Source organism: uncultured Agrobacterium sp. (assembly GCA_913777615.1).
In the GTDB taxonomy this organism is placed as follows: Bacteria; Pseudomonadota; Alphaproteobacteria; order Rhizobiales; family Rhizobiaceae; genus Agrobacterium.
The window spans coordinates 253,867-277,519 of the sequence record CAJYTK010000004.1 but is presented as its reverse complement, the minus strand read 5'-3'; the positions used below and the strand labels follow the sequence as shown (position 1 = coordinate 277,519).

The window sequence follows — 23,653 nt, the reverse complement described above, 5'->3', positions numbered from 1 at the left end:
GGAATCAGGCCTCGACGTTGTTCTCGTCGCGGATGCGGGCCTTGATATTTTCGACCATGGTTTCGCGAATGATCGTTTCACCATGGGCTTGACGCATGTGCTCGACACTGCGGCGGACAACCTCGGCGTCTTCATCGGCACGGGTGTGCCACTCGCAGCCGGGCACCAATGTTCCACATTCGAAAAGTCTCATAACAGCCTCCCTATATGGATTAATGGCCAGGGCCGCAGTTGCAGCCGGCCACACCATCCAAACGGTTGCGGAGGGGTTATGTTCCTGGATTGAAGTTACGCCCCGCCGTTTGCGAGGCGTGAAGAGTGCCGTGTTGCTCAGCCCTGTTCGGGAAGCGCCCAGCAGGCGAAGACTGAGGACGTGGCAACGGCAGGGCCAGCCGGTTCGGCTACCTTGTCGTCGTTGGCGGCGTTTTCATTGGCCAGCTTGCGCTTTACCTGCTCGACATAGAAAGACAACGGCAGTTCGCGATCCCCCGTCTCGCGCATTTCCGCCGCCAGTCGCTCTATCAGTTGTGATGTAGGAATAATGCGCGGCTGTGTGCCGTTTACCGTAGAAATGGGCATGCTGTTCGAAGTCATCATCACGATATCTCCTCCAGTCCATCTAGGACTCACAGAGTAGCACTGCGCTGAATTTGCGGTAGGGCCAATTTTTCAAAAATCGGCCTTTTACGCGAAAGAGCATCAAAAACTTCGTGATCGTTCGAACGTTTCAAGGCCAGCGCACCACGGGTGGAAGAGACGACAAGATCGACTCTACATTGCCGCCGGTCTTCAGGCCAAAAATCGTGCCGCGGTCGTAGAGCAGATTGAACTCGACATAGCGGCCGCGACGGATGAGTTGCTCGTCGCGATCCTCTTCCGTCCACGGATGGTTGAAGTTGCCGCGCACGATCTTGGGGTAGGCGAGGTTGAAGGCGCGTCCGACATCCTGGACGAAAGCAAAATTGGCGTTCCAGCCGCCCTTGTCTTCCTCCGGGTGCAGCCAGTCGAAAAAGATGCCGCCGATACCGCGCGGCTCGTTGCGATGCTTGAGGAAGAAGTATTCGTCGCACCATTGCTTGTAGCGCGGATAGTCCGCGACCGCGTGGCGGTTGCAGGTGATCTCGAAGACGCGGTGAAAGAGTTGGGTATCCTGATCGTCCTGGGTGCGGCGGCGGTTCAGCACCGGTGTCAGATCGGCGCCGCCGCCGAACCAGTGGCTGGTCGTGACCACCATGCGCGTGTTCATATGCACCGCAGGCACATTCGGATTGACCGGGTGGGCAATCAGCGAAATGCCGGATGCCCAGAAGCGCGGGTCCTCGTCGGCGCCCGGTATCTGCTTGCGAAATTCCTCGGAAAATTCGCCATGGACGGTTGAGGTGTGGACGCCGACCTTTTCGAAAACCCGACCTTCCATCATCGACATGATGCCGCCGCCGCCTTCACCCTCATCGCGCAGCCATTTTTTCTGGACGAAGCGTCCCGGAGGCTGGTCGGAGAGTGGACCCTGAAGCTCATCCTCGATCGTCTCGAAGGAGGCAACGATCGTGTCTCGCAGGCTCTCGAACCAGGCTTTGGCGATCGCCTTCTTGTCCTCGATGTCGTCCGGCAGGCCCTTTGGCAAAACGGGGCGTTCCATATCCGGTCTCCTTCATGCGATTCGATTTTTGTTCTGACGGTTTAGATCATTTCCATCAGAAGTGTGTAGCGGTTTTGCGCGCACAAATGCCTTCCAACAAAAGGTGATCGCCATGTGTTGCCGATGCGATTTCGACTCGCCAAGCGGGCAGACGCACATTATCTTTCGAGCATAAGAGGTATTGGCATGACGAAATTTACCGGACCGCCACCGCTCGAAGGCCTGAAACGCAGGATCGCCGCTCACCGCCGCGACCGCGATGGAGGCGTGCTCAAAAATCAGAAAAGCGGCATGTTCGTGCGCCAGACCTTTTGCATGACGCGGGCCGAGGCCCGCGCCAAGGCGAAAGAATGGTTCGAGGAATTTCCAAAGGCCGCTTATTGGACCGAAGTGGAAAGCTGGCGGCAGCTGGAAGGCGACCAGATCGAGTTCACCATGCGGCGTTTGCCCTCGGCGGATTAAGGGGCGGGCGCTGTTTTGCCGGGACGGTCCAGACCCACTTCCATCATTTTCGGGCTCCAAAAAGATCGATCCTCGGGTCAAGCCCGACGATGACGGCGATGGGTTGAGCAGATAGCAGAGCGCGCCAACAACCTCGCTGCTAGGCTCTCACGCCCGCGTCTCCGCAGTGCGAAGGCGGCTCTCTCCCAGAATGCCGCTCTCGTCCAGAATGGGATGTGCCACGGAGACGATGTGAGCATTGATGCGCTTCAGGTCTCGCAGCATGTCGAGATGCAGCGAGCTGGTCTGGAGGCTTTCCATCAAGCCGTCGCGCAGGCGTTCGAGGTGACGGCCTGACGAGCGCTTTTCAAGGCGACGAATGTCGATCTTGATTTCCATCAGGCGCCTTGCAAGCGCGAAATCGCCGGTAACGAAGACGCTCTGCGCAGCGCGCAGGTTTTCGATGGTCATGTCGAAGAGCGTCTTCAACTCGTCATAGCCTTCATCTGAGAATTTGAAGCCGTTGAGGATTTTCTTGCGGATCTGCTCGCACAGACCTTTCTCGATGATGTCGCCCATGTGCTCGAGATTGATGGCGTAGTCGATGACGGTGATCGAGCGGCGGGCATCGTTCTCATCCAGTCCTTTGCGGCCAAGCTGCGAGAGATAGATCTTCACCTCCTGCTGCAGCTGGTCCACCTTCTTTTCAAGGGCTGCGATTTCGGTAAGCGGCGCCAGATCATTGTGCTTGAACGCGTTTTCGGCGCGGATCAGCATGCGCTCGATCGTATCGCCGATAACCAGAACTTCGCGCGTGGCATTGGCGAGCGCGACGACCGGTGTGTCGAGCGCATCCTTGTCGAGAAAGCGTGGGCCATCATCGCTTTGCACATCGCTCGGTACGACCTTAGCCATCAGGTCGGAGACGAAGCCGGAGAGCGGCCACGCGACGATGGTCAGCAAAATGTTGAAAATCAGATGCGCATCGACCGGCAGCATGCTTTCCGACAGAGGAAGTCGCTGCAACGCTATCGCACCATAGGAGGCAAGCGGCATGGCGATGGCGCAGCCGATGGCGCGGATGACCAGATTGCCGAGTGTGATCCGCCGTGCCGCAGCAGGACCGCTCATTGTCGCGATCACCGGCGGGATCGCGCCGCCGAGATTTGCGCCAAGGACGAGAACGATGATGAGGCCGGTCGAAAGAATTCCAGCCGAGGCAAGCGACAGGATCAGTACGACCATGGCGAGGCTGGAGGAGGAAAAGAAGGCCATGGCTGCCGAGAGGAGCAGCGCCACTGGCCATGCATCGTCCAGCAGACCGATAAAGGCGCCGAGTGCGGGTGATGCGCGCATCGGCTCGGTGGCATTGCTCAATAGATGCAGTGACAACAGCATCAGTCCGACACCGACCAGCGCCGTGCCGCCGCCCTGGCGTGCGTTGGAGCTACCCTTGCGCAGCACGATGCCGGAGACAATGAGAAGCGGAGATAGCCAGGCCACGCCGGTCGCGAAAATCCAGGCGGTAACGGCGGTGCCGACATTGGCGCCGAGGAGAACGATCTGCGCCATGCGCGGGCGGATCAGATCACGCTCGGCAAAAGAGGCAACGGTGAGTGCCGTGGCGGTCGAACTCTGCAGCGCGATGGTGGCGAAAAAGCCGGAAACGAATGAGCGGGGGCCATTTCTGGTGCTTGTTGCCAGGATGGTTCTGAGCTTGACGCCAAAGGCGCGTGTGACGCCATCCTTGACCTGCGTCAGACCGAAGAGGAGCAGCGCCACCGCTCCAAGCAGATTGACGATAACGATGGTGGATTCCATGAACGGCCACTCCTTTACGTCTTTCGGTCATGATCGAAGAATAGCCTTGTGCGAGGATCTCCTCGGCATGAGGGTCATGCGGGGCGAGAAGACATCGAGCGGGAAATCTTTCGTTGGCTAACCAACATAGGGGCGAAAAGTTCAGCGGTACAGAGCTTTCTGAAACAATCTTTTCAGAAACGCCGAAAAGTTATGGCCAGAATGTTTGACGAAGAACTTCCCCGGCGATCATCGAGACCGAGACGGCGACATTGATGGAGCGCTGACCTTCCACCATAGGGATCAGAACGCGCTCGTCAGCCTTGTCATGGACATGGTCGGGCACGCCGGCGCTTTCGCGACCGAAGAGCAGGATGTCGTCCGGTCGGTAGTCGATCTTCGTGTAGGGTAGCGCAGCCTTCGTTGAGGCCAGCACAAGACGCCTGCCGGTTGCGGCGCGCCACTCCTCGAACCGTTCCCAGTTGACGTGGCGGGTGAGGGCCGCTGCAGCGATGTAATCCATTCCCGCCCGCTTCAGGTTGCGGTCGGAAATATCGAAGCCTGCCGGTTCGATGATGTCGACGCCAAGGCCGAGACAGGCCGCCAGCCGCAGGATCGTGCCGGTGTTACCTGGAATATCGGGCTGGTAAAGAGCGATCCTGATGTCCGGCATGATGGTGTTCCTATGATGGATGAGGGGTCGGCGTTAGCATGGACCAATCGTTATGAACAGCCATGGGCCATTGTGCCTGTCACCCAAGCGCCACAACCCAGCTCTTGAGCGACACAATCTTTCGGTTGTGGTCGTTTCCATCTGGTCAATGTTTAGTTTTTAAGCTACAAGGCCTCATCTTCAACACCAGCCATAGGAGGTTCAGATGCATCAGTACAATCGATATCGCCTCCCGGCCTTTGTGATGCCGCTTCAGGCCTAGGTGTGTCTCTGCGGGTTTCCCGCACTTTTCCGATTTAAAATTTCGTCATGTGGCTGTTACGGCCACGTTCCATGTGTTTTCCCGTTCTGGCTTTGGCGCTTCACGTCCATTGCGCATGTTCTTTCGGGGTATTCTATTCGGAGCTTAGCCTCATGTTTGGCTGGTTTGAAAAACGACTTGATCCATTCCCTTCGTCCACGCCGTCGACACCGCCGAAGACGCTGATCGCCTTCATGTGGCATTACGTGAAGCCGGCATGGCCTTGGCTGCTTTTGCTTGGCCTGATGTCTATGGGCATCGCGATTGCCGAGGCTATGCTGTACAAGTTTCTTGGAAGCATCGTCGATTGGCTGTCCACCGCCAACCGCGAGACCTTCTTCGCGGATGAGGGCTGGCATCTCGTCGGTATGGGAGCGCTGGTTTTGATCGCGCTTCCATTGATGGGTTCGATCCACACCATGACCATGCACCAGACGCTGGCCGGTAATTTCGGCATGATCGCGCGTTGGCGGATGCATCGCTATCTGCTGCGCCATTCCATGACCTTCTTCGCCAATGAGTTCGCGGGACGCGTGTCGACCAAGGTCATGCAGACGGCGCTTGCCATCCGCGAAGTGGCGCTGAAGATCATCGACGTTTTCGTCTATGCGATCAGCTTCGTCATCTCGATGCTGTTCATGGTAGCGGCTGCCGACTGGCGGTTGGTGATCCCGCTACTGATCTGGCTCGGGCTTTATCTGTGCATCCTGACCTATTTTGTGCCGAAGCTCGGTCGATTGGCGCAGGAGCAGGCCGATGCGCGTTCAATGATGACGGGTCGCATCGTTGACAGCTACACAAACATCTCCACCATCAAGCTGTTCTCGCATGCGGGGCGCGAGGAGGTCTATGCGCGTGAGGGCATGGACGTCTTCCTCGGAACCGTTCACCGCCAGATGCGCAAGATTTCCGGCTTCAACATGCTGATCGACATCAACAATGCGATCGTGATGTTCTCGACGGCGGGGCTTGGCCTGTATTTTTGGATGCAGGGCTCAGTTACTGCGGGTTCGGTAGCAATTGCCATTAGCCTTGCCATGCGCGTTAACGGCATGTCGCAGTGGATCATGTGGGAAGTTACCGCGCTATTTGAGAACATCGGCACGGTTTATGATGGCATGTCGATGATGACCAAGCCGCATGACATTGTTGATGCTGCCAATGCGCCGACGCTGACCGCGCATAAGGGGGCGATCCTGTTCGACGATATCCGTTTCCACTACGGAAAGAACAAGGGTGTCATCGATGGGCTGACGCTGGACATCAAGGCGGGCGAAAAGGTCGGTCTCGTTGGGCGCTCGGGTGCAGGCAAGACGACACTGATGAACCTCTTGTTGCGCTTCTACGATCTGGAGGGCGGCAGGATCACCATAGACGGGCAGGATATTTCCAAGGTGTCACAGGACAGTCTTCGCAGCCTGATCGGCGTGGTGACGCAGGATACCTCGCTTCTGCACCGCACCATTCGCGACAACATCGCCTATGGTCATCCCGGTGCAAGCGATGAAGAGATCATCGCTGCCGCCAAGCGCGCCAATGCCTGGGACTTCATCGAAACGCTGGTGGATATGCATGGCCGCCAGGGTCTCGATGCCCAGGTCGGCGAACGCGGTGTCAAGCTCTCCGGTGGTCAGCGTCAGCGTATCGCGATTGCGCGTGTGTTCCTGAAGAATGCGCCAATCCTGATCCTCGATGAGGCGACCTCGGCGCTGGACTCAGAAGTCGAACAGGCGATCCAGGAAAACCTGTTCGCGCTGATGGAAGGCAAGACGGTGATTGCGATCGCCCACCGGCTCTCGACGCTGACCGAGATGGACCGGCTGATCATCCTCGACAAGGGCAAGATTGTTGAGGCGGGCACGCATTCCGAACTGGTGGCCCATGGCGGCATCTATGCCGATCTGTGGCAGCGCCAGTCAGGCGGCTTCATCGCGGACGAGGAGCCGGCGATGAAAGAGGCAGGGGAATAAGAAGCGTTTATAACCGTTTCCCGATGTAATAAGTATTACGAAGTATATGGCTCGCGCTCGAAGGATCGCGGGCCATTTTTTAAGGAATCCCTCCCTGAATTGGCATTCATCAATTACTTCTTGTTTAATAATGTTCTTTATTATTGCGTGCGTATGTTTCGCAGAGGCTGTGCGGCCTAATATCGGGGGATATCGTGCGTTTATTCAATATGAAAATCAAAGTGCTGTTGCCCGTTCTTTTCTGCGTACTGATTGTCGTGGGGGCAATACAGGGCGGGTTGGCCATCTATTCCATGCGCGTGATGGAGAGAGAGGGTTCGGGACTTGCAAACCGTATGGAGCGTACGCTTCTCATCAGCGACATGGACCGCAGTTTTGGCGACGTCCGTCGCCAATATGCCCTTCTTCTCAGTGCGCGGACGCCCGAAGAGGTCAATGCTATGTCGGCGTCCATCCAGGCTGCAATCGCGACAAGGCAAAAGGCGTTCGACGCCTATGGCTCCACGGTCGTGGTTCCGGAAATGAAGCGCATCTTCGGCGAGCTTTCGAAGGCTGTCGGCGATTACGAGCGCACCGGCGGTGACGTTGCTAATCTTCTTGCTGCTTCCAAATTGAACGAAGCGGTCGCACTGCGCACAGAGAAAATGTACCCTGCCGCGGACATGTCCACCAAGAGCATCGACGCTTTGATTGCTGCCAACAAGGTGCTGGCGAGACAGTCGTACCAGACACTGGGAGACACGTCCGATATGGCGATGAAAACCACGATTGCCGCGGTCATAGCGGTGGTCATTATCGCCATCGGTGCGGCATTCCTGTCGTTGTTCCGTATCGCCCGGCCAGTCACTGACATAACGAATGCGATGAAAGCGCTTGCCGCTGGCGATACGGCCCGTGAAATACCGCATGGTTCGCGTGCGGACGAGATCGGCGACATGTCGACTGCCGTTTCGGTGTTCAGAACAAATGCACTGGAGCGCGAGCGGCTTGAAAAGGAAGCCGATGCCAATCGCCACCTGAGCGAGCAAGAACGCCGAGCCCGTGAGGAACAGAAGGCGCAGGAAGCCGCTGCCGTAAAGTTTGCGGTTGACGGCTTGGCAGACGGACTGACGCATCTTTCCAATGGCGACATGACATTCCGGCTTGAGACACCATTCGTCGGCCAATTGGACGGCGTTCGCGTCAACTTCAATCAATCCGTCGAGAAACTGCAGGCAGCGCTTCGCTCAGTCGGTGAAAATGCCCGGATGATCGATGCAGGTGCCAAGGAGATCCGCTCCGCCACGGACGATTTTGCAAGACGAACCGAACAGCAGGCGGCGTCGGTCGAGGAAACTGCCGCAGCGCTGGAACAGGTGACGACGGCGGTGAAGGACTCGGCTGTAAAGGCGAGCGAGGCTGGCGAACTGGTTGCCAAAACCCGTGCCGGTGCCGAGCGTTCGGGTCAAATCGTGCGCAAAGCCGTCAACGCCATGACGGAAATTCAAAATTCGTCGAACGAGATCAGCAATATTATCGGCGTGATCGATGATATCGCCTTCCAGACCAATCTTCTGGCCCTGAACGCCGGTGTGGAAGCTGCACGGGCTGGTGAGGCCGGCAAGGGCTTTGCCGTTGTCGCGCAGGAGGTTCGCGAGCTTGCCCAACGCTCGGCGAGTGCTGCCAAGGAAATCAAGGCTCTGATCACCAAGTCCGGTGTGCAGGTGCGCGACGGTGTGGATCTGGTGGGCGAGACCGGCCAAGCGCTTGAGACCATCGTTGCCGAAGTACAGGAGATCAACCGAAACGTGGCGGCGGTCGTCGGATCAGCTAAAGAACAGTCTACCGGCCTTTCCGAGATCAACTCTGCCGTCAACCAGATGGATCAGGGCACGCAGCAGAATGCCTCAATGGTCGAGCAATCGAGCGCCGCCTCCTACGGTCTTGCATCGCAGGCTGCGTCGCTCATGGAGCTTCTGTCACAGTTCAAGCTCGACGATGGATCGGCAACGCGCATCGTAGCGCAGCCCGCGCAGGCGCCTCGTCAACCGGGCCAAACTTCTCCGGCACGAGCGCTCGGCCAGCGGCTTGCCTCGGCCTTTTCGGGCAGGAGTTCGGCAGCAGCAGCTGCAGCACCAGACAACTGGACCGAGTTTTGACCTGAGCGCTACCTCGCACGGGCAGCATATCGTAAAGCTTCGTGCCATTGCGAAATCGATTTCGATCTTTCATACCGATGTCTTGGGCGGGAACATCTCCCGTCCTTTTTCATTGAAGCGCCGTATGTCCCGTATCGCGCTTCTCATGCAGACGTGTTCCGAGATGATGTGGCCCGCATTACCAAAATATAATTGACGCTGTTCTTTGCCCCTCTCAAGAATCCGCCTATACAATCAATATGATCATCACAAAAGTTTTCCGCTACTTCGAGAACTGGATCGAACCCTTCGCCCGCAAGGACGATCTGAGGCCGCCGGAAGACACGTTCGGTTTCATCTGGTTCTATCTCAGGCAAGCCAAAGCGCCGTTCTTCGCCATGCTGGTGCTTGGCGGTTTGACCGCGGCAATCGAGGCAGCACTCTTCTGGTTTGTCGGGCGGCTTGTGGATATTCTGTCCACCGTCAAACCCGCTGACGGATGGTCCGGTCTGCTCTCCAGCCACGGCTACGAACTGATCGGAATGCTGTTTTTGATCGCCGTCGTGCGCTTTGTCGTCACCATGCTGACGGCGCTCGTCGATCAGCAGATCATCACGCCGGGCTTTTATAATCTGGTGCGCTGGCAATCCTACATGCATGTGGCGCGGCAATCGCTGAGCTTCTTTCAGAACGATTTCTCCGGTCGTATCGTTACCAAGGTGTGGTCCGGCGGGCAGGCGGCCGGCGATCTTGTGACGTCGCTGATGGAAAGCGTGTGGTTCGTCGGCATTTATTCCGTGTCGATGCTCTTCCTGATCGGCGGGCTGGACTGGCGACTTGGTCTTGTCGTCGTGGTGTGGGTGGGAGTATTTTCCATGCTCGCACGCTACTTCGTGCCGCGCATCCGCTATCATTCGAAGCAAACTGCGGAAGCCGCTTCGATGCTGAATGGACGCATGGTGGATGCCTATGGCAACATCCAGACGCTACGCCTGTTCGGTCGGGACGACGCCAATGACCGCTACATGCGGCAGGGCTTCGACATCTTTCAGCGCACGACCATGACCTTCACCCGCTTCATTACCGGGGTGAGGGCATCGATGGCGCTGCTCTCCGGCATCATGATCACCTCTATGGCTGCACTTTGCATCGATCTTTGGCTGTCCGGCAAGATCAGTTCTGGCGCGGTGGCCTTCACGCTCGCGCTCGTCTTGCGGCTCAACTTCCTGCTCGGACGGTTGATGACGCAGTTCAACGGAATCATGCGCAATTTTGGAACCGTGCAGAACGCCGCCGAGCTGATTTCGAAACCGATCGGTCTCGTCGATGCCACCGATGCGAAGCCGTTGAAGGTGACAGTGCCGAGCATCCATTTCGATAATGTCAGCTTCTACTATGGCCGTGGCAAAGGGGTGATCGACCACCTCAATCTCACGATTGCGCCAGGTGAGAAGGTCGGCATCGTTGGTCGATCAGGTGCCGGCAAATCGACCCTCGTCAACCTCCTCTTGCGCTTCTATGACGTGGAGCAGGGACGCATTCTGATCGATGGACAGGATATCGCCCATGTGACGCAGGAAACCCTTCGCGCCCATATCGGCATGGTCACGCAGGACACATCTCTTCTCCACCGCTCCATTCGCGACAATATCATGTTTGGTCGCATGGATGCGACGGAGGAAGAGGTGCTGCAGGCCGCCCGACGCGCCGAGGCGGACGAATTCATTGCGCGTCTGGAGGATCAGCGTGGGCGCAGCGGCTTCGACGCGCATGTCGGTGAACGCGGCGTGAAGCTCTCCGGCGGCCAGCGGCAGCGTATCGCGATTGCGCGCGTCATGCTGAAAGACGCGCCGATCCTCATTCTGGACGAGGCGACGTCCGCGCTCGATTCTGAAGTGGAAGCGGCGATCCAGACCAACCTCGACGAGTTGATGAAGGGCAAGACCGTACTGGCGATCGCGCATCGTCTCTCAACGATCGCGGCACTGGACAGGCTGGTGGTAATGGATGCCGGGCGGATCGTGGAGCAGGGGACCCATAGCGAACTGGTGGCAAGTGGCGGGCTTTATGCGGAGCTCTGGGCTCGCCAGTCCGGTGGGTTTCTGGATGCTGAAGGAGAATAAGATCTTGAGCCCTGTCCGGGCGTCCGAGACGTGTCGGTTAGATGCGGCTCCGCTGCGTCATGACTTCCATTCTCATTTCAAGCTCTGCCACTATCTTATGAGCAAAAAAAGGGCGGTCGCTCGAAGCGCCCGCCCTGCTGCTCTGTTTTGAAGATGTTAGAATTCTTCCCACTCTTTTGCTGCCGCATTGGACGCTGTGGCCCTCCCGCCGCCAAAGGCACTGGCGAGACGGCTGCCGAGTGCGCGGGCAGCGGAGGCGATGGGGCGATGTTCCGTTGCTGAGGCGGCGACCGGACGTGCTGCTTCGGAAAACTGGGTGTTCTCGATCCGAAACTGCGATATCAGCCGGTTCAGCTCATCTGCCTCGCTTGCGAGCGAATGGCTTGCGGCGGTCTGTTCTTCCACCATTGCAGCATTCTTCTGCGTTGCCTGATCGATGTTGTTCACCGCTTCGCTGACTTCTTTCAGGGCCGTCGACTGTTCGCGTGACGACAAGACGATCGCTGTGACGTTCCGATCGATTTCCTGAACTTGGTTGATGATCTGAAGCAGGGAATTTCCGGTCTCACCAACAAGTTCCACACCCAATGTCACCTGGGTTCCAGACTTGGTAATCAGCGCCTTGATCTCTTTGGCGGCATTGGCAGAGCGCTGCGCCAGTTCGCGCACTTCCTGGGCAACGACGGCAAAGCCCTTGCCTGCTTCGCCAGCACGTGCGGCTTCCACACCTGCGTTCAACGCAAGAAGGTTCGTCTGGAAGGCGATTTCATCGATGACGCCGATAATGTTGGAAATTTCTCTAGACGAGGCCTCGATGCCGGACATCGCGTCCACGGCACGTTGGACGACTGCTCCCGACTTCTCCGCACCGAGCCTTGTCTGCTCGACGAGCACGCCTGCGTCTTCGGCGCGTTTGGTGGCATCACGCAGTGTCGTGGAAATTTCCTCGAAGGCTGCCGCGGTTTCCTCGACAGAGGCCGCCTGCTGTTCCGTACGTTTGGCCAGATCGTCGGAGGCCGATCGAATTTCCGACGAACCGGCGCGGATCGCATTGGCGTTATCGCCAACCGAGCGCAGCGCGGCCTGGAGTTTCATCACTGCGGCGTTGAAATCATGGCGTAGTTGATCGAGGGAGCCTGCGAAAGCGGTATCGATCCTGTGGGTCATGTCACCTTCCGCGAGCTTGTTCAGGCCTTCGGCCAGCGCTTCGACGGCTGCACGCGTCTGACGCTCGCGCTCGGCAGCTTCTTCGGCGCGCTCGCGACGTTCTGCTTCACTTATTGCGCGGTCACGTTCGGCCTCGGCCTCCAGGCGGGTCTTGGCGAGGGTCGCATCGCGCAGCACAGCCAGCGAACGGGCCATCTCGCCGATTTCATCCTTGTGAACTGATTGAGAGAGATCGACATCCGTTTTGCCGCGAGCGATTTCGCTGGTGGCTACGATGACTTTGTCCAGGCGTTTGCGCATGCGCGTTGCCAGCAACCAACCTACGACAACCATTAGCCCGGCGGCAGTCGCGATGATGATGATGGAGGTTATAGCAAGCGATGTGACCTCGGCAAAGACGACAGCTTTCGGAACGCTGACGACGGTAAACCATGTGGCACCTTCAGCAAGTGGAACCGGGACAGCGACCGAGAGATAGGGCGTACCATCCTTGTCGGCGATCTCCAGCGGCTTTTCCGGATTGGCGATCAAAGCCTGCCACGCCTGAGCATCCAGACCGGAATCCTTCAGCGCCTTGCCCAACGTAGCCTTGTCTGGGTGGCTGACTATATTGCCCTTCTGGCTCAGCAGTGCGACATAACCCGCTCCCAAAGGTTTTAACTTAGCCATCTCGCTGGCCAGGGCGTCGAGCGCGCTATCGACGCCAACGACGCCAGCAAACTTGCCGTCAATCATCACCGGCGTCATGAAGGAGGTCATGTTGACCACCTTGTCACCGACCTTGTAGTCGTAAGGTTCGGTGAGCATGTCCTTGCCGTTCGATTTCGGCACCAGATAGTAGTCGCCATCGCCGGGCTTTTCGTAATCGACCAGCGGCATGAGCGTGACCTTACCATCGACGCGCGCGACATAGGGAATGAAGCGACCTGTCGCATCGTGGCCCGGCTTGTTTACGTAATCTACGTCCTTGCCGTCGAACGCATTGGGCTCCCACCCCGTGCTGAGGCCGAATGCAGTATTGTCCGAAAGGAGACGTTCCATGAATGCCGTCATGCCATCGCGGCTCGGCGTGCCGCTACGCTTCATTGCGTAAAGCGAGGACCGCATGTTCCAGGCAAGCGTCTTGATGCTGGCAAAATGGGTCTGCACTTTTTCGGCGCTGGAATGGGCATTGGCAACCATTTCCGAAACTGAACGCTCCTCGACCGTGCGATACGACATCCAAAGCAGAATGCTTGCCGTTGCTACGGTGGTTGCAACCCCGGTGGCGACAATAGCAAACATATTTCGGGCAATTGCAGTTTTTGGAACCAGCACAGAACTCTCCCGGGATGGGTAAACAATTTCTACGTTCGTCTAAGCTGAACACATAGGCACACGACGATATTACAGAGTATTTATTACTTATAATTTTTAAAAAAATAATTAATTGTATTGCGTATTGTTAAACGCAGGGTCGTCGTGCTTTATTTTAGTGGGACGAGATTAGGAATTCACTTTCCTTGTTTGGGACGAAAAGTAAGACGGACGTTGCCTGGATTTGTGCCTGTTTTTCGAACGTGCGGGCGGGGCAGAAAAAGTGAACTGTGCCGATTCCCGGATAAGTAAATTTCAGGAAATAATTAAATTTCGCTCGATATACTTTGAGTGTCGATGATTTTCGAATAGGGTGAGGTGTCAGTCGCCGTCGACTGTCTTGGCAGCAATCATGAAGTCGGCAATCAGCCCGTAATGGTTCGAGCCGAAATTGTCTGGCAGACGCTTGACGCTCATCAGCGTCGCTGGCTTGCGAGCGAAGATATGATCGATGGCGATGCCGAAGCGTCCGGCGCGGATCGGCCATGTTGCCGGTTCCCACGGCGCTTTCTCGAGGCGCGTTTGCGCCATGAACTCCCGCATATCGGGGACGATGCTGGCGGAGTTGAAATCACCACCGAGAATGAGTGGTCCCTCTATCTGGCCCAGTATGTCTGAAAGCTTGCTCAGTTCTTCGCTATGATATTTGTCGAAATACGGTTTTGTCAGATGAACCTGCGCAAGCGTCAGCGTTACGCCCTCAAGGTCGATATGGGCAAGGCCTGCCCGTTCCTGGCTGACGTAGCTGAGGCTGCCGATCTTGCCATCGATGAGCGGTCTCTTCGATAGCATCAGAAGATCGCAGTCGCTGACAGCGATGCCGCAACCCAGACGATAGGGATAGGTCTGGGAAAGCCGGGGGAGGACGTTCCGCAGGGCCGCTGCTTCCATGACGTAGACCACGTCCGCCTGCGAGGCGACGATGGCATCGGCAATTGATTCGGCGCTTCTGCGGTTTTCTCTCAGCACATTGAAGGACAACAGCCGGAACGGCTTGGCCGATGACGAATAAATCCCGTCTGTGGAGAAATCCTGTTGCATGATGACGCCATGCGCCGTGAGAACCAGTGACCAAGCCAGAAGGGCGACAAACAGGCGCGAGCGCAATGCCCAAAGGCAGATTGCCGAGGCAAACGACGCCAGAAGCGCTATATGAAGCTGGAAGCTGGTGACGAAAGCGAGCAGCCAGAAATCATAGATATATCTGAAGCTTATGGAAAAAAGCGCCGCAATGATCGCAGTCGAGGCGATGCAGGTGAGCCGTGCTTTCACGCGTAAATTCCCGTCTCTTCGCTCTCCCGCATGTCGATTAGCATGGGCCACTCAAACACACAATGTTGCAGGATCGACAGTCGGCCGAGAAAAACGGACGAAAAAATGTCGGGCGGGGCAAAATTGCGGCAGCTTTATGTGCTTTCCTCTTGCCAAGGTCGGGCATATTTTGCGATCACACATATCAAGCGCGATTTTGTCTTCGCGCAAGCATGGCCGAGACCCTGGGGATGGAGTTTGTCTTGGATCAAATCGGAGCGGGAGGACTCATGCGATTTTCAACGAAATTAGCGCAGAGGATGGTGTAGCGGTGAGCGAGCACGTAAATGACCATGACGCCTCGGGTGAACCCACCCGTCGCGATTTTCTATATCTTGTAACGGGTATGGCTGGTGCCGTCGGCGCCGCCGCCGTCGCATGGCCTTTCATCGACCAGATGCGCCCGGATGCCTCCACGCTCGCTCTCGCGTCCATCGAGGTCAATGTTGCCAGCGTCGAACCCGGCATGTCTCTGACCGTGAAGTGGCGCGGAAAGCCGATCTTCATTCGCAACCGCACGGAAAAGGAAATCCAGGAAGCCAACGCCGTGGAACTGGCGCAGCTGAAGGACCCGGTTGCCCGTAACGCCAACCTTGCACCCGATGCACAGGCTACCGACGTCGATCGTTCGGCCGGACAGGGCAAGGAAAACTGGATCGTCATGATCGGTTCCTGTACCCATCTCGGCTGCGTTCCGCTCGGTCAGGCGGGCGATTTCGGCGGGTGGTTCTGTCCCTGCCATGGCTCGCACTACGATACGGCGGGCCGCATTCGCAAAGGTCCGGCGCCGGAAAACCTGCATATTCCGACCTTCGCATTCACATCCGATACCGTGATCAGAATCGGATAAGGGGACAGATGAAATGAGTGGTCATTCCAGTTACCAGCCATCGACCGGCATCGAAAGATGGGTCGATTCCCGCCTCCCGCTACCGCGTATGATCTATGACAGCTTCGTGGCCTATCCGGTTCCGCGCAATCTGAACTACGCTTACACCTTCGGTGCCATGCTTGCCGTCATGCTGATCGTGCAGATCCTGACGGGCGTGGTGCTTGCCATGCATTATGCTGCCGAAACGACGGTCGCCTTTACCTCCGTCGAGAAGATCATGCGCGACGTGAACCATGGCTGGCTGCTGCGCTACATGCATGCCAATGGCGCGTCCTTCTTCTTCATCGCGGTCTATCTGCATATTGCCCGTGGTCTCTATTACGGTTCCTACAAAGCGCCGCGCGAAATCCTCTGGATCCTCGGCTGCGTCATCTTCCTTCTGATGATGGCGACCGGCTTCATGGGCTACGTTCTGCCTTGGGGTCAGATGTCCTTCTGGGGCGCGACCGTCATCACCGGCTTCTTCACCGCCTTCCCGCTGGTCGGCGAGTGGATCCAGCAGTTTCTGCTCGGTGGCTTTGCCGTTGATCAGCCGACGCTGAACCGCTTCTTCGCGCTTCACTACCTGCTGCCCTTCATGATTGCCGGTGTCGTTATCCTGCACATCTGGGCGCTGCATGTGACCGGCCAGACCAACCCGACGGGTGTCGAAGTCAAGAGCAAGACGGACACGGTTCCGTTTACGCCGTATGCAACGCTGAAAGATGCGCTTGGCGTATCGATCTTCCTGATCGCCTATGCCTGGTTCGTCTTCTACATGCCGAACTTCCTCGGCCACCCAGACAACTACATCATGGCGGACTCGTTGAAGACGCCGGCTCACATCGTGCCGGAATGGTACTTCCTGCCATTCTACGCCATGTTGCGTGCCATCACCTTCAATATCGGTCCGATCGATTCCAAGCTCGGCGGCGTTCTGGTGATGTTCGGCGCGATCGTCGTGCTGTTCTTCCTGCCATGGCTCGATACCTCCAAGGTTCGCTCTGCGGTCTATCGTCCCTGGTACAAGCTGTTCTTCTGGATCTTCGTTGCCAATTCCATCATGCTCGGCTGGCTCGGCTCGCGCCCGGCGGAAGGCCTCTACGTGACGATGTCGCAGCTGGGAACGCTCTACTACTTCGGTTTCTTCCTCATCATCATGCCACTTCTCGGCCTGTTCGAGACGCCAAGGCGCATTCCGAATTCGATCACCGAGGCTGTTCTTGAAAAGAACGCCAAGGCGGCAAACGGCACGCCTGCCGGCGTGAAGATCTGAGTGCGGGAGAAAATGATGACAATGAAGAAGCTTGTAACGGGCATCGCGCTCATTGCCGCTCTCGGTGGATTTACCGCAGCATCGGCAGCAGAGGAAGGCCACGATGATCTGGCCTCGAAGACGACCCATGCAATTGCGGGCGGGCATTTCCCGATCCTCAAACCGCATGAGGAAAAATGGTCTTTCGCCGGCCCTTTTGGTAAATATGACAAGGGCCAGCTCCAGCGTGGCCTGAAGATCTACAAGGAAGTCTGTTCCGCGTGCCACTCGATGAATCTGGTCAGCTTTCGAACGTTGACCGGCCTGGGCTATTCGGAAGATCAGGTGAAGGCCTTCGCGGCGGAATATGAAGTTCAGGACGGTCCGAATGCGGATGGTGAGATGTTCACCCGCAAGGCCGTTCCATCCGACCACTTCCCATCGCCCTATCCGAACAAGGAAGCGGCTGCTGCCTCCAATGGTGGTGCCGCACCACCGGACATGTCTCTGCTTGCCAAGGCACGCGGCGTGGAGCGTGGCTTCCCGCAGTTCATCATCGACATGATCCCGGTTATCGGCGGTTATCAGGAAGGCGGCCCGGATTATATCCACGCCTTGCTGACGGGGTATCAGGAGCCGCCAGCCGGCATCAAGAACCCGGATGGATCGGATTACAAGGTGCCGGAAGGCACGCACTTCAATCCTTACTTCGCCAGCGCGACGTCGTTGAAGATGGCCCAGCCTATCAGCAACGATCAGGTAACCTATGATGACGGCACGCCACAAACTCTGGAGCAATACTCCAGAGACATCTCCGCATTCTTGATGTGGGCTGCCGAGCCGCACCTGGAAGAGCGCAAGCGCACCGGCTTCATGGTCATCGTGTTCCTGCTCATCTTCACGGCGCTGCTCTATCTCACGAAAAAGGCGGTCTATTCGCGAAAAGAGCACTGATAGTTTTGAGTTCCTGCGTTTTACGGCCCCCACGGTCTTCCGTGGGGGCTTTTCTATGCAATAGCGGAAGGGCTTGATGACGTGAATTTTGAACGATGGCTGTCCGTGTCGTGCCGCCCACGTTGAGGCGAGGGGCCGATGAGGCGCTTCCAGCTCTCTGTCGTTCCTTGCTCTCTCAGTTACTCATTCAAAGACGTCTGCGCGGCGGTCACCGGGATTTAACGTGCGGACTAACACCAGTCCTTTTTCGTTGGTTCACGGACATCAACTTGATAAGGTGCCGCCAACTTCCAACCCGATACTTCAACTGGACATGCCATGACGACTATTGCCTCGGAGCTTGCTGCCGCCATTCGCTCCATCAACGACTATCCCAAGCCTGGGATCGTGTTCCGTGACATCACGACCCTGCTCGGCAATCCTCGGGCATTTCGCCGTGCCGTCGACGAGCTCGTGCAGCCCTATGCGGGCACCAAGGTTGACAAGATCGCTGGTATTGAAGCCCGTGGCTTCATTCTCGGCGGCGCGATGGCCCATCAGCTTTCCACCGGCTTCGTACCGATCCGTAAAAAGGGAAAGCTGCCGCACACGACGGTGCGCGTGGCCTATAGTCTCGAATATGGCGTCGACGAGATGGAGATGCATGTCGATGCAGTCCAACCGGGTGAGAAGGTCATTCTGGTGGACGATCTGATTGCAACCGGAGGAACGGCGGAAGGTGCCGTCAAGCTGCTTCGCCAGATGGGTGCAGAAATCGTTTCCGCCTGCTTTGTCATCGACCTTCCCGATCTTGGCGGGCGCAAGAAGCTGGAAGACCTTGGCGTCGAAGTCCGCACGCTCGTGGAGTTCGCAGGGCATTAATCATGTCATCGGGCGGACAGGCTCGTTGTCTGAAAAAAACCGAGAGGGTGTTCATTCTCTCAATGCGCATGTCGCGCCTGCCAACGTGCTGCGCGACATGATCTGGAGCCGAAAACTTATTCGAATTCCAGCACCTTGCTTTCGAAAGTCACCACCAGTTCTCCACGTTGATTGACGCCTTCATTGAGCGTCGTGTTCAACAACAGGCCGGGACGTGATGCCAGTGGACGGGCGGCTAGGAGTGTGGCGAAATAGGTGATGTCGTCGCCAGCATAGACCGGATGCAGCCATTTGAGCTTGGTGAGGCCGGGCGAGGGGCCAAGTTTCGGTGGCTCGATTCCTTCGCTCGTCAATCGCTTCACTTCCTTCGTCCAGTAGCTGAGGAAGCACTTCATCCATGACGCACTGGTCTGCCAACCGGACGCACACAGGCCCTCGAAGACGGAGTTTTTGGCGCCTTCTTCGCTTAGGTGAAATGGCTGAGGATCGAACTTCTCGGCATAACGGATAATCGATTCCGCTGAGAAATGGATCGTCCCCAGCTCCAGTTTCTCACCGACAGGGTATAGCTCGATGAACTTCATGGCGTTGCCTCCACCGATGTCGCCAGCATGGCGTTCAATTCGACGATGCAGACGGTGTCGCCATGTTGATTTTGCAGTTCGTGGCGAAGTTTGACAACGCCGCGCCCGGGCCTGGACTTTGACACGCGACGCTCAACCACCGTAGATGTGCCGCTCAGCGTGTCTCCCGCCAGAACAGGCTTCTTCCATTCGACGAAATCCACGCCCAATCCCGCCTGGGAGCTTGAATGGCCGATGTAGCTATCCACAGTCATGCGCATCAGCATGCCGCATGTGTGCCAACCTGACGCGGCAAGGCCGCCCAGAATGCTGGCCTTGCCAGCCTCTTCGGAGAGATGCATCGGCTGCGGATCGAATTCCAATGCGAATTCAACGATCTCTTCCGCCGTTACCTTCTTTGGTCCAAGCGGAAAACTGCGCCCGGGGGCAAAATCTTCAAAACTGTATTTCACGAGCTTACTCCTCCGTCCCGTGACGTTGAACTCAAGCTAACGCCAATATTCCCTTTACGTAAAGGTCAGATTAGCTTCGGCATGATAGAACTGACGAACGATACCCGCAGGATGCCTCGCTGAGAGTCGAGGCATGATTGTTTCGTCGGACAGGGCCCACATGGGAAGGCGAGCAGATTTGCTTTTTGAAGAGACGGTGCAGTCATGTCGGCACCGTCCAAATACTGCCGGCATGCAGCTGCCGTACTAAAAACCGATCAGGTGTTGAAGCGGAAGTGGATGACATCGCCATCCTGAACGACATATTCCTTGCCTTCATCGCGGCCCTTGCCGGCTTCCTTGGCGCCCACTTCACCCTTGTAGGCGACGTAGTCGTCGTAGCCGATCGTGAAGGCGCGAATGAAGCCACGTTCGAAATCCGTATGGATGACGCCCGCTGCCTGCGGTGCCTTGGTGCCGCGAACGATGGTCCAGGCGCGGCATTCCTTCGGGCCTACCGTGAAGTAGGTGATCAGATCAAGCAGATGGTACCCGGCGCGGATCAGGCGGTCGAGACCAGCCTCTTCCAGGCCGAGCGCCGACAGGAACTCCTTGGATTCTTCTTCTGGAAGCTGGGCAACTTCAGATTCGATCGCAGCCGAGATGATGACGCATTCGGCACCCTGCGCCTTTGCCATTTCGGCAACAGCTTTGGTGTGCTCGTTTCCATCCACGGCATCGGCTTCCGCCACGTTGCAAACGTAGAGAACCGGATGCGATGTGAGGAGGTTCAGGCCCTTGAGGACTTCGATCTCGTCTGCTGCCAGCGTCTTTAGAAGAAGACGGGCAGGCTTGCCTTCATTGAGGAGCTTGATGACGGCTTCCATGACAGGCAGCTGTGCCAGCGATTCCTTGTCCTTCGAGGTTGCCCGCTTGCGCGTTTGCTCGACGCGGCGCTCGAGGCTCTCCAGGTCGGCCAGCATCAGTTCCGTTTCGATGGTCTCGGCGTCGCCGACCGGATTGATGCGGCCTTCGACGTGGGTGATGTCGTCATCTTCGAAGCAACGCAGCACGTGAACGACAGCGTCCACCTCACGAATATTGGCAAGGAACTTGTTGCCGAGACCTTCACCCTTGGATGCGCCGCGAACCAGACCGGCGATATCGACAAACGAGATGCGTGTCGGGATGATTTCTTTCGAACCGGCGATATCGGCCAGAACGCGCATGCGCGCGTCCGGCACCGCGACTTCACCGGTATTCGGCTCGATGGTGCAGAAGGGATAGTTGGCTGCCTGTGCTGCTGCCGTTTTCGTCAGCGCGTTGAAGAGTGTGGACTTGCCGACATTCGGCAGGCCGACGATACCGCATTTGAAGCCCATGGCTTGAACCTGTCTTTAACTTTTGAAAATTCGATTGCCAGCCTTTTGCGGAAACGGCGGGACAAGGTCAAGCCTTGTTGCCGCAAAGGACGAGAATTCCGCCCTTTGCCCGTTATGCCGCGGGCTGACCAAGGCCAAACCAGCTGGAGATGAGCGCCCACCCGCCATAGACGATGGCGAGTGTTGCAAGCAGCGACACCACCGCCATCAGGAGGCCGCCAAGCAACGCCAGCTCGTCGCGTTGAGCGATTGCCAACGCGATGATCAGAACGGTAATGCCAGGCAGCATATTGCCGAACGGAATGGGCAGAGCGATGATTACGGCCATCAGGAAGATCACGATGCCGAGCAGCGTCTGCCCTGCAAATCTTGCCAGCACATGACCGCGTGGCTTCAGCAGGCGCTCCAGTTTTTCCAATCGGGGCGCTGCTTTTTCCGCCGTCAGTTCGATGATGGAGCGCGAGACAGCGAGACGGCCGAGGACACTCGGCAGCACAAGTCTTCGCGCCCGAAAGATGATCTGCAACGACAGTATGGCAAGCGCTGTCCCGAAAATCATTCCTGCCGGAATGCCCGGGGTCGGTATGATAGCGGGAATGGCAAAGACCAGGAGCACGAAGGCGATCGCCTTGTCGCCCAGGCGGTCAAGCAGATCATCGAGCGAGACGCGCTCGGGAAGCCCATGGGGCAGATGCTTGAGGGCTGCTGCCATGCTTTTATGAGGCGCTTCCTTATCCATGGATCGCCACGTCGTAGAAAAAGAGGGTGGATTGGTCGTTATGCGTCATGGGAATGAAATGGGGACGGCGCTTGTCGTTTCAAGTCACCGCGCGCCGACGTTGAGCCTCTATTGACGCGCTCGAAAGCCTCAATCCTTATTGCCGAACATCCTTTTGAGCATCTCTGCCATAGGCCCGGTTTCCGGCAGCTTTTTCGGCTGCGCATGATTGCGGGCCTGATGGATGTGCGACTGGCCCGCCGGTTTCGCCGTCTTTGCAGGCTTGTCAGCGTCTGACTTGGCGCCTGTTGCGAGCGCAAGCTTGTTCATCAACTGAGAGTCTTCACCCTTCACCAGCATGGCGGCATTATCGGCGATCGCGTCGAGCAGCGGCTCGAGCCACGCCTTGTCCGCCTTGGCAAAATCGCCAAGGACATGACCGTGAACACGGTCCTTGTCACCCGGGTGGCCGATGCCGAGGCGCAGGCGCCGATAGTCCTTGCCGCAATGGGCATCGAGTGATTTCAGGCCATTATGGCCACCATGGCCGCCGCCGATCTTCACGCGGGCGCGACCGGCGGGCAGGTCAAGCTCATCATGGATAGCAATAACGTCGGAGGGCTTCAGTTTGTAGAAGCGCATCGCTTCGCCAACGGCTTCGCCCGAGAGGTTCATGAATGTCAGCGGTTTCATCAGCAGGATTTTTTCACCCGCGATCTCACCCTCTGAGATTTCGGCCTTGAACTTTTTCGACCATGGTGTGAACGACGCCAGGCGTTGCAGGGCGTCGACGGCCATGAAGCCGATATTATGGCGGTTGCCGGCATACTGGCTGCCTGGGTTGCCGAGACCGGCTATGATGATCATGGACGCATTCCGTTTCAGTCAAGTGTTGTCTTCTCACCAACGCGAAACGCAGCCAGTGTCAACTTTTTTGTGCAGGAAACGAAAGCGGTCCGCTTACTCGCTGATGACCAGACCGTACTTCTCATAGATGCGCCGCTGGGTGCCGTCGGCAATCAGATCATCCAGCACTTTCTGCATTCTTTCGATGAGACTGTCCGGCACGCTTTTGTTGCAGGCCATGCCAAGCCTTTGTTTGCTAAAGGTGATGACCTCTGTGAGTTCATGCTGAGGAAGATTTTTAAGGGCGCTTTCAGACATGGGCATCATGTCGATCCGGCCAGCGATCAGTTTTGAAAGCGTGTTGTTGAAGTCCGCGCTGACATCGATGCGCGGAAAATTCATCGAGCGCAGCAGCGCTTCCGTATAGTCGTTTCGCTGGGTTCCGATCGTATAGGCCTTTGCATCCTGCAGTGTCGCGATCTTCAAGACGTGGTCTTTGCGTGCGACCAGAACGTTGCGATCGGTGTGGATAGGCGACACCCATTTGAAGCGGTTTTCACGCTCTGCGGTGCGGGCCGCAGCGAACACGCAATGCATCGGCGCGGTTTCGGCCAGCTTCATTGCGCGTGCCCAGGGCATGACGGTCGCTTCATATTGCGTGCCGGTTCGCTCCAGAATGATCTTCAGTTGATCCCAGTAGACACCGCTTGGCTGACCGTTTGCATCGCGCACATTGTACGGCGGATAATACTCCGTCGACAGGATCAATTTTTCCGCCTTGGCAGATGTTGCCGCCAGCAGGCAGGCTGACAATCCGGCCCACAGAAGACAAAGTCGTAACATTGCTCCCCCC

Annotated in this window: 21 protein-coding genes; 8 read left to right on the top strand and 13 right to left on the bottom strand. The window is 57.2% G+C overall.

All coding sequences use genetic code 11. The annotated features are described in order from the left end of the window. Positions 1-4: 4 nt before the first annotated feature. From QZ862_RS03315 to hemF, 3 genes are all read right to left on the bottom strand, one after another. A complete protein-coding gene (locus QZ862_RS03315; protein WP_296097474.1) occupies positions 5-193 on the bottom strand; it encodes a DUF1059 domain-containing protein in 189 nt (62 codons plus the stop codon). 137 nt (positions 194-330) lie between these two features. Continuing rightward, on the bottom strand, positions 331-597 hold the full coding sequence (locus QZ862_RS03310) for a hypothetical protein (protein WP_296014531.1): 267 nt from the start codon (positions 595-597) through the stop codon (positions 331-333). Between the two features lie 130 nt (positions 598-727). Next, on the bottom strand, positions 728-1,639 hold the full coding sequence (gene hemF / locus QZ862_RS03305) for an oxygen-dependent coproporphyrinogen oxidase (RefSeq protein WP_296097472.1): 912 nt from the start codon (positions 1,637-1,639) through the stop codon (positions 728-730). Between the two features lie 186 nt (positions 1,640-1,825). Between hemF and QZ862_RS03300 the strand changes: the two genes are divergently transcribed. Continuing rightward, on the top strand, positions 1,826-2,101 hold the full coding sequence (locus tag QZ862_RS03300) for a hypothetical protein (protein WP_296014533.1): 276 nt from the start codon (positions 1,826-1,828) through the stop codon (positions 2,099-2,101). 147 nt (positions 2,102-2,248) lie between these two features. On the opposite strand, the gene QZ862_RS03295 is transcribed toward QZ862_RS03300, so the two are convergent. Next, positions 2,249-3,901 (bottom strand): Na/Pi cotransporter family protein, encoded by a 1,653-nt coding sequence (locus QZ862_RS03295; protein WP_296097470.1) that lies wholly within the window; start codon positions 3,899-3,901, stop codon positions 2,249-2,251. Positions 3,902-4,091: 190 nt separating this feature from the next. Further along, entirely contained in the window at positions 4,092-4,553 is a 462-nt protein-coding gene (locus tag QZ862_RS03290; RefSeq protein ID WP_296040408.1) for a tRNA (cytidine(34)-2'-O)-methyltransferase, read from the bottom strand. A gap of 414 nt (positions 4,554-4,967) precedes the next feature. Between QZ862_RS03290 and QZ862_RS03285 the strand changes: the two genes are divergently transcribed. From QZ862_RS03285 to QZ862_RS03275, 3 genes are all read left to right on the top strand, one after another. Next, positions 4,968-6,824 (top strand): ABC transporter ATP-binding protein, encoded by a 1,857-nt coding sequence (locus QZ862_RS03285; RefSeq protein ID WP_296014540.1) that lies wholly within the window; start codon positions 4,968-4,970, stop codon positions 6,822-6,824. A 194-nt stretch (positions 6,825-7,018) separates the two neighbouring features. Further along, complete coding sequence (locus QZ862_RS03280; RefSeq protein ID WP_363315896.1) at positions 7,019-8,962, top strand: methyl-accepting chemotaxis protein; 1,944 nt, start codon at positions 7,019-7,021, stop codon at positions 8,960-8,962. A gap of 239 nt (positions 8,963-9,201) precedes the next feature. Further along, positions 9,202-11,064, top strand: a complete 1,863-nt coding sequence (locus QZ862_RS03275) for an ABC transporter ATP-binding protein (protein WP_296097468.1) — start codon at positions 9,202-9,204, stop codon at positions 11,062-11,064. A gap of 156 nt (positions 11,065-11,220) precedes the next feature. On the opposite strand, the gene QZ862_RS03270 is transcribed toward QZ862_RS03275, so the two are convergent. Then, on the bottom strand, positions 11,221-13,545 hold the full coding sequence (locus tag QZ862_RS03270; RefSeq protein ID WP_296097615.1) for a methyl-accepting chemotaxis protein: 2,325 nt from the start codon (positions 13,543-13,545) through the stop codon (positions 11,221-11,223). Between the two features lie 363 nt (positions 13,546-13,908). Further along, a complete protein-coding gene (locus QZ862_RS03265) occupies positions 13,909-14,859 on the bottom strand; it encodes an endonuclease/exonuclease/phosphatase family protein (protein WP_296097466.1) in 951 nt (316 codons plus the stop codon). Between the two features lie 310 nt (positions 14,860-15,169). On the opposite strand from QZ862_RS03265, the gene petA reads away from it, so the two are divergent. From petA to QZ862_RS03245, 4 genes are all read left to right on the top strand, one after another. Then, the gene (petA, locus tag QZ862_RS03260; protein ID WP_296014554.1) at positions 15,170-15,748 is read left to right on the top strand and encodes a ubiquinol-cytochrome c reductase iron-sulfur subunit; all 579 of its coding nucleotides are present in this window, start codon (positions 15,170-15,172) and stop codon (positions 15,746-15,748) included. A gap of 13 nt (positions 15,749-15,761) precedes the next feature. Beyond that, complete coding sequence (locus tag QZ862_RS03255) at positions 15,762-17,045, top strand: cytochrome b N-terminal domain-containing protein (protein ID WP_296014556.1); 1,284 nt, start codon at positions 15,762-15,764, stop codon at positions 17,043-17,045. Between the two features lie 21 nt (positions 17,046-17,066). Beyond that, positions 17,067-17,978: a cytochrome c1 gene (locus tag QZ862_RS03250; RefSeq protein WP_296014736.1), complete on the top strand. Its 912-nt coding sequence runs from the start codon at positions 17,067-17,069 to the stop codon at positions 17,976-17,978. Positions 17,979-18,296: 318 nt separating this feature from the next. Then, positions 18,297-18,839, top strand: coding sequence for an adenine phosphoribosyltransferase (locus QZ862_RS03245; protein WP_296014557.1), 543 nt, complete (start codon positions 18,297-18,299; stop codon positions 18,837-18,839). A 116-nt stretch (positions 18,840-18,955) separates the two neighbouring features. On the opposite strand, the gene QZ862_RS03240 is transcribed toward QZ862_RS03245, so the two are convergent. From QZ862_RS03240 to QZ862_RS03215, 6 genes are all read right to left on the bottom strand, one after another. Continuing rightward, a complete protein-coding gene (locus QZ862_RS03240) occupies positions 18,956-19,423 on the bottom strand; it encodes a MaoC family dehydratase (RefSeq protein ID WP_296014561.1) in 468 nt (155 codons plus the stop codon). Continuing rightward, the gene (locus tag QZ862_RS03235) at positions 19,420-19,875 is read right to left on the bottom strand and encodes a MaoC family dehydratase (protein ID WP_296097465.1); all 456 of its coding nucleotides are present in this window, start codon (positions 19,873-19,875) and stop codon (positions 19,420-19,422) included. The genes QZ862_RS03240 and QZ862_RS03235 overlap by 4 nt, the downstream gene beginning before the upstream one ends. A 257-nt stretch (positions 19,876-20,132) precedes the next feature. Continuing rightward, complete coding sequence (gene ychF / locus QZ862_RS03230; RefSeq protein WP_296097464.1) at positions 20,133-21,236, bottom strand: redox-regulated ATPase YchF; 1,104 nt, start codon at positions 21,234-21,236, stop codon at positions 20,133-20,135. Between the two features lie 112 nt (positions 21,237-21,348). Further along, positions 21,349-21,948 (bottom strand): exopolysaccharide biosynthesis protein, encoded by a 600-nt coding sequence (locus tag QZ862_RS03225; RefSeq protein ID WP_296097462.1) that lies wholly within the window; start codon positions 21,946-21,948, stop codon positions 21,349-21,351. A 156-nt stretch (positions 21,949-22,104) separates the two neighbouring features. Next, the gene (gene pth, locus QZ862_RS03220; RefSeq protein WP_296097460.1) at positions 22,105-22,821 is read right to left on the bottom strand and encodes an aminoacyl-tRNA hydrolase; all 717 of its coding nucleotides are present in this window, start codon (positions 22,819-22,821) and stop codon (positions 22,105-22,107) included. Between the two features lie 93 nt (positions 22,822-22,914). Next, complete coding sequence (locus tag QZ862_RS03215) at positions 22,915-23,643, bottom strand: transporter substrate-binding domain-containing protein (protein WP_296040383.1); 729 nt, start codon at positions 23,641-23,643, stop codon at positions 22,915-22,917. Positions 23,644-23,653 lie beyond the last annotated feature (10 nt).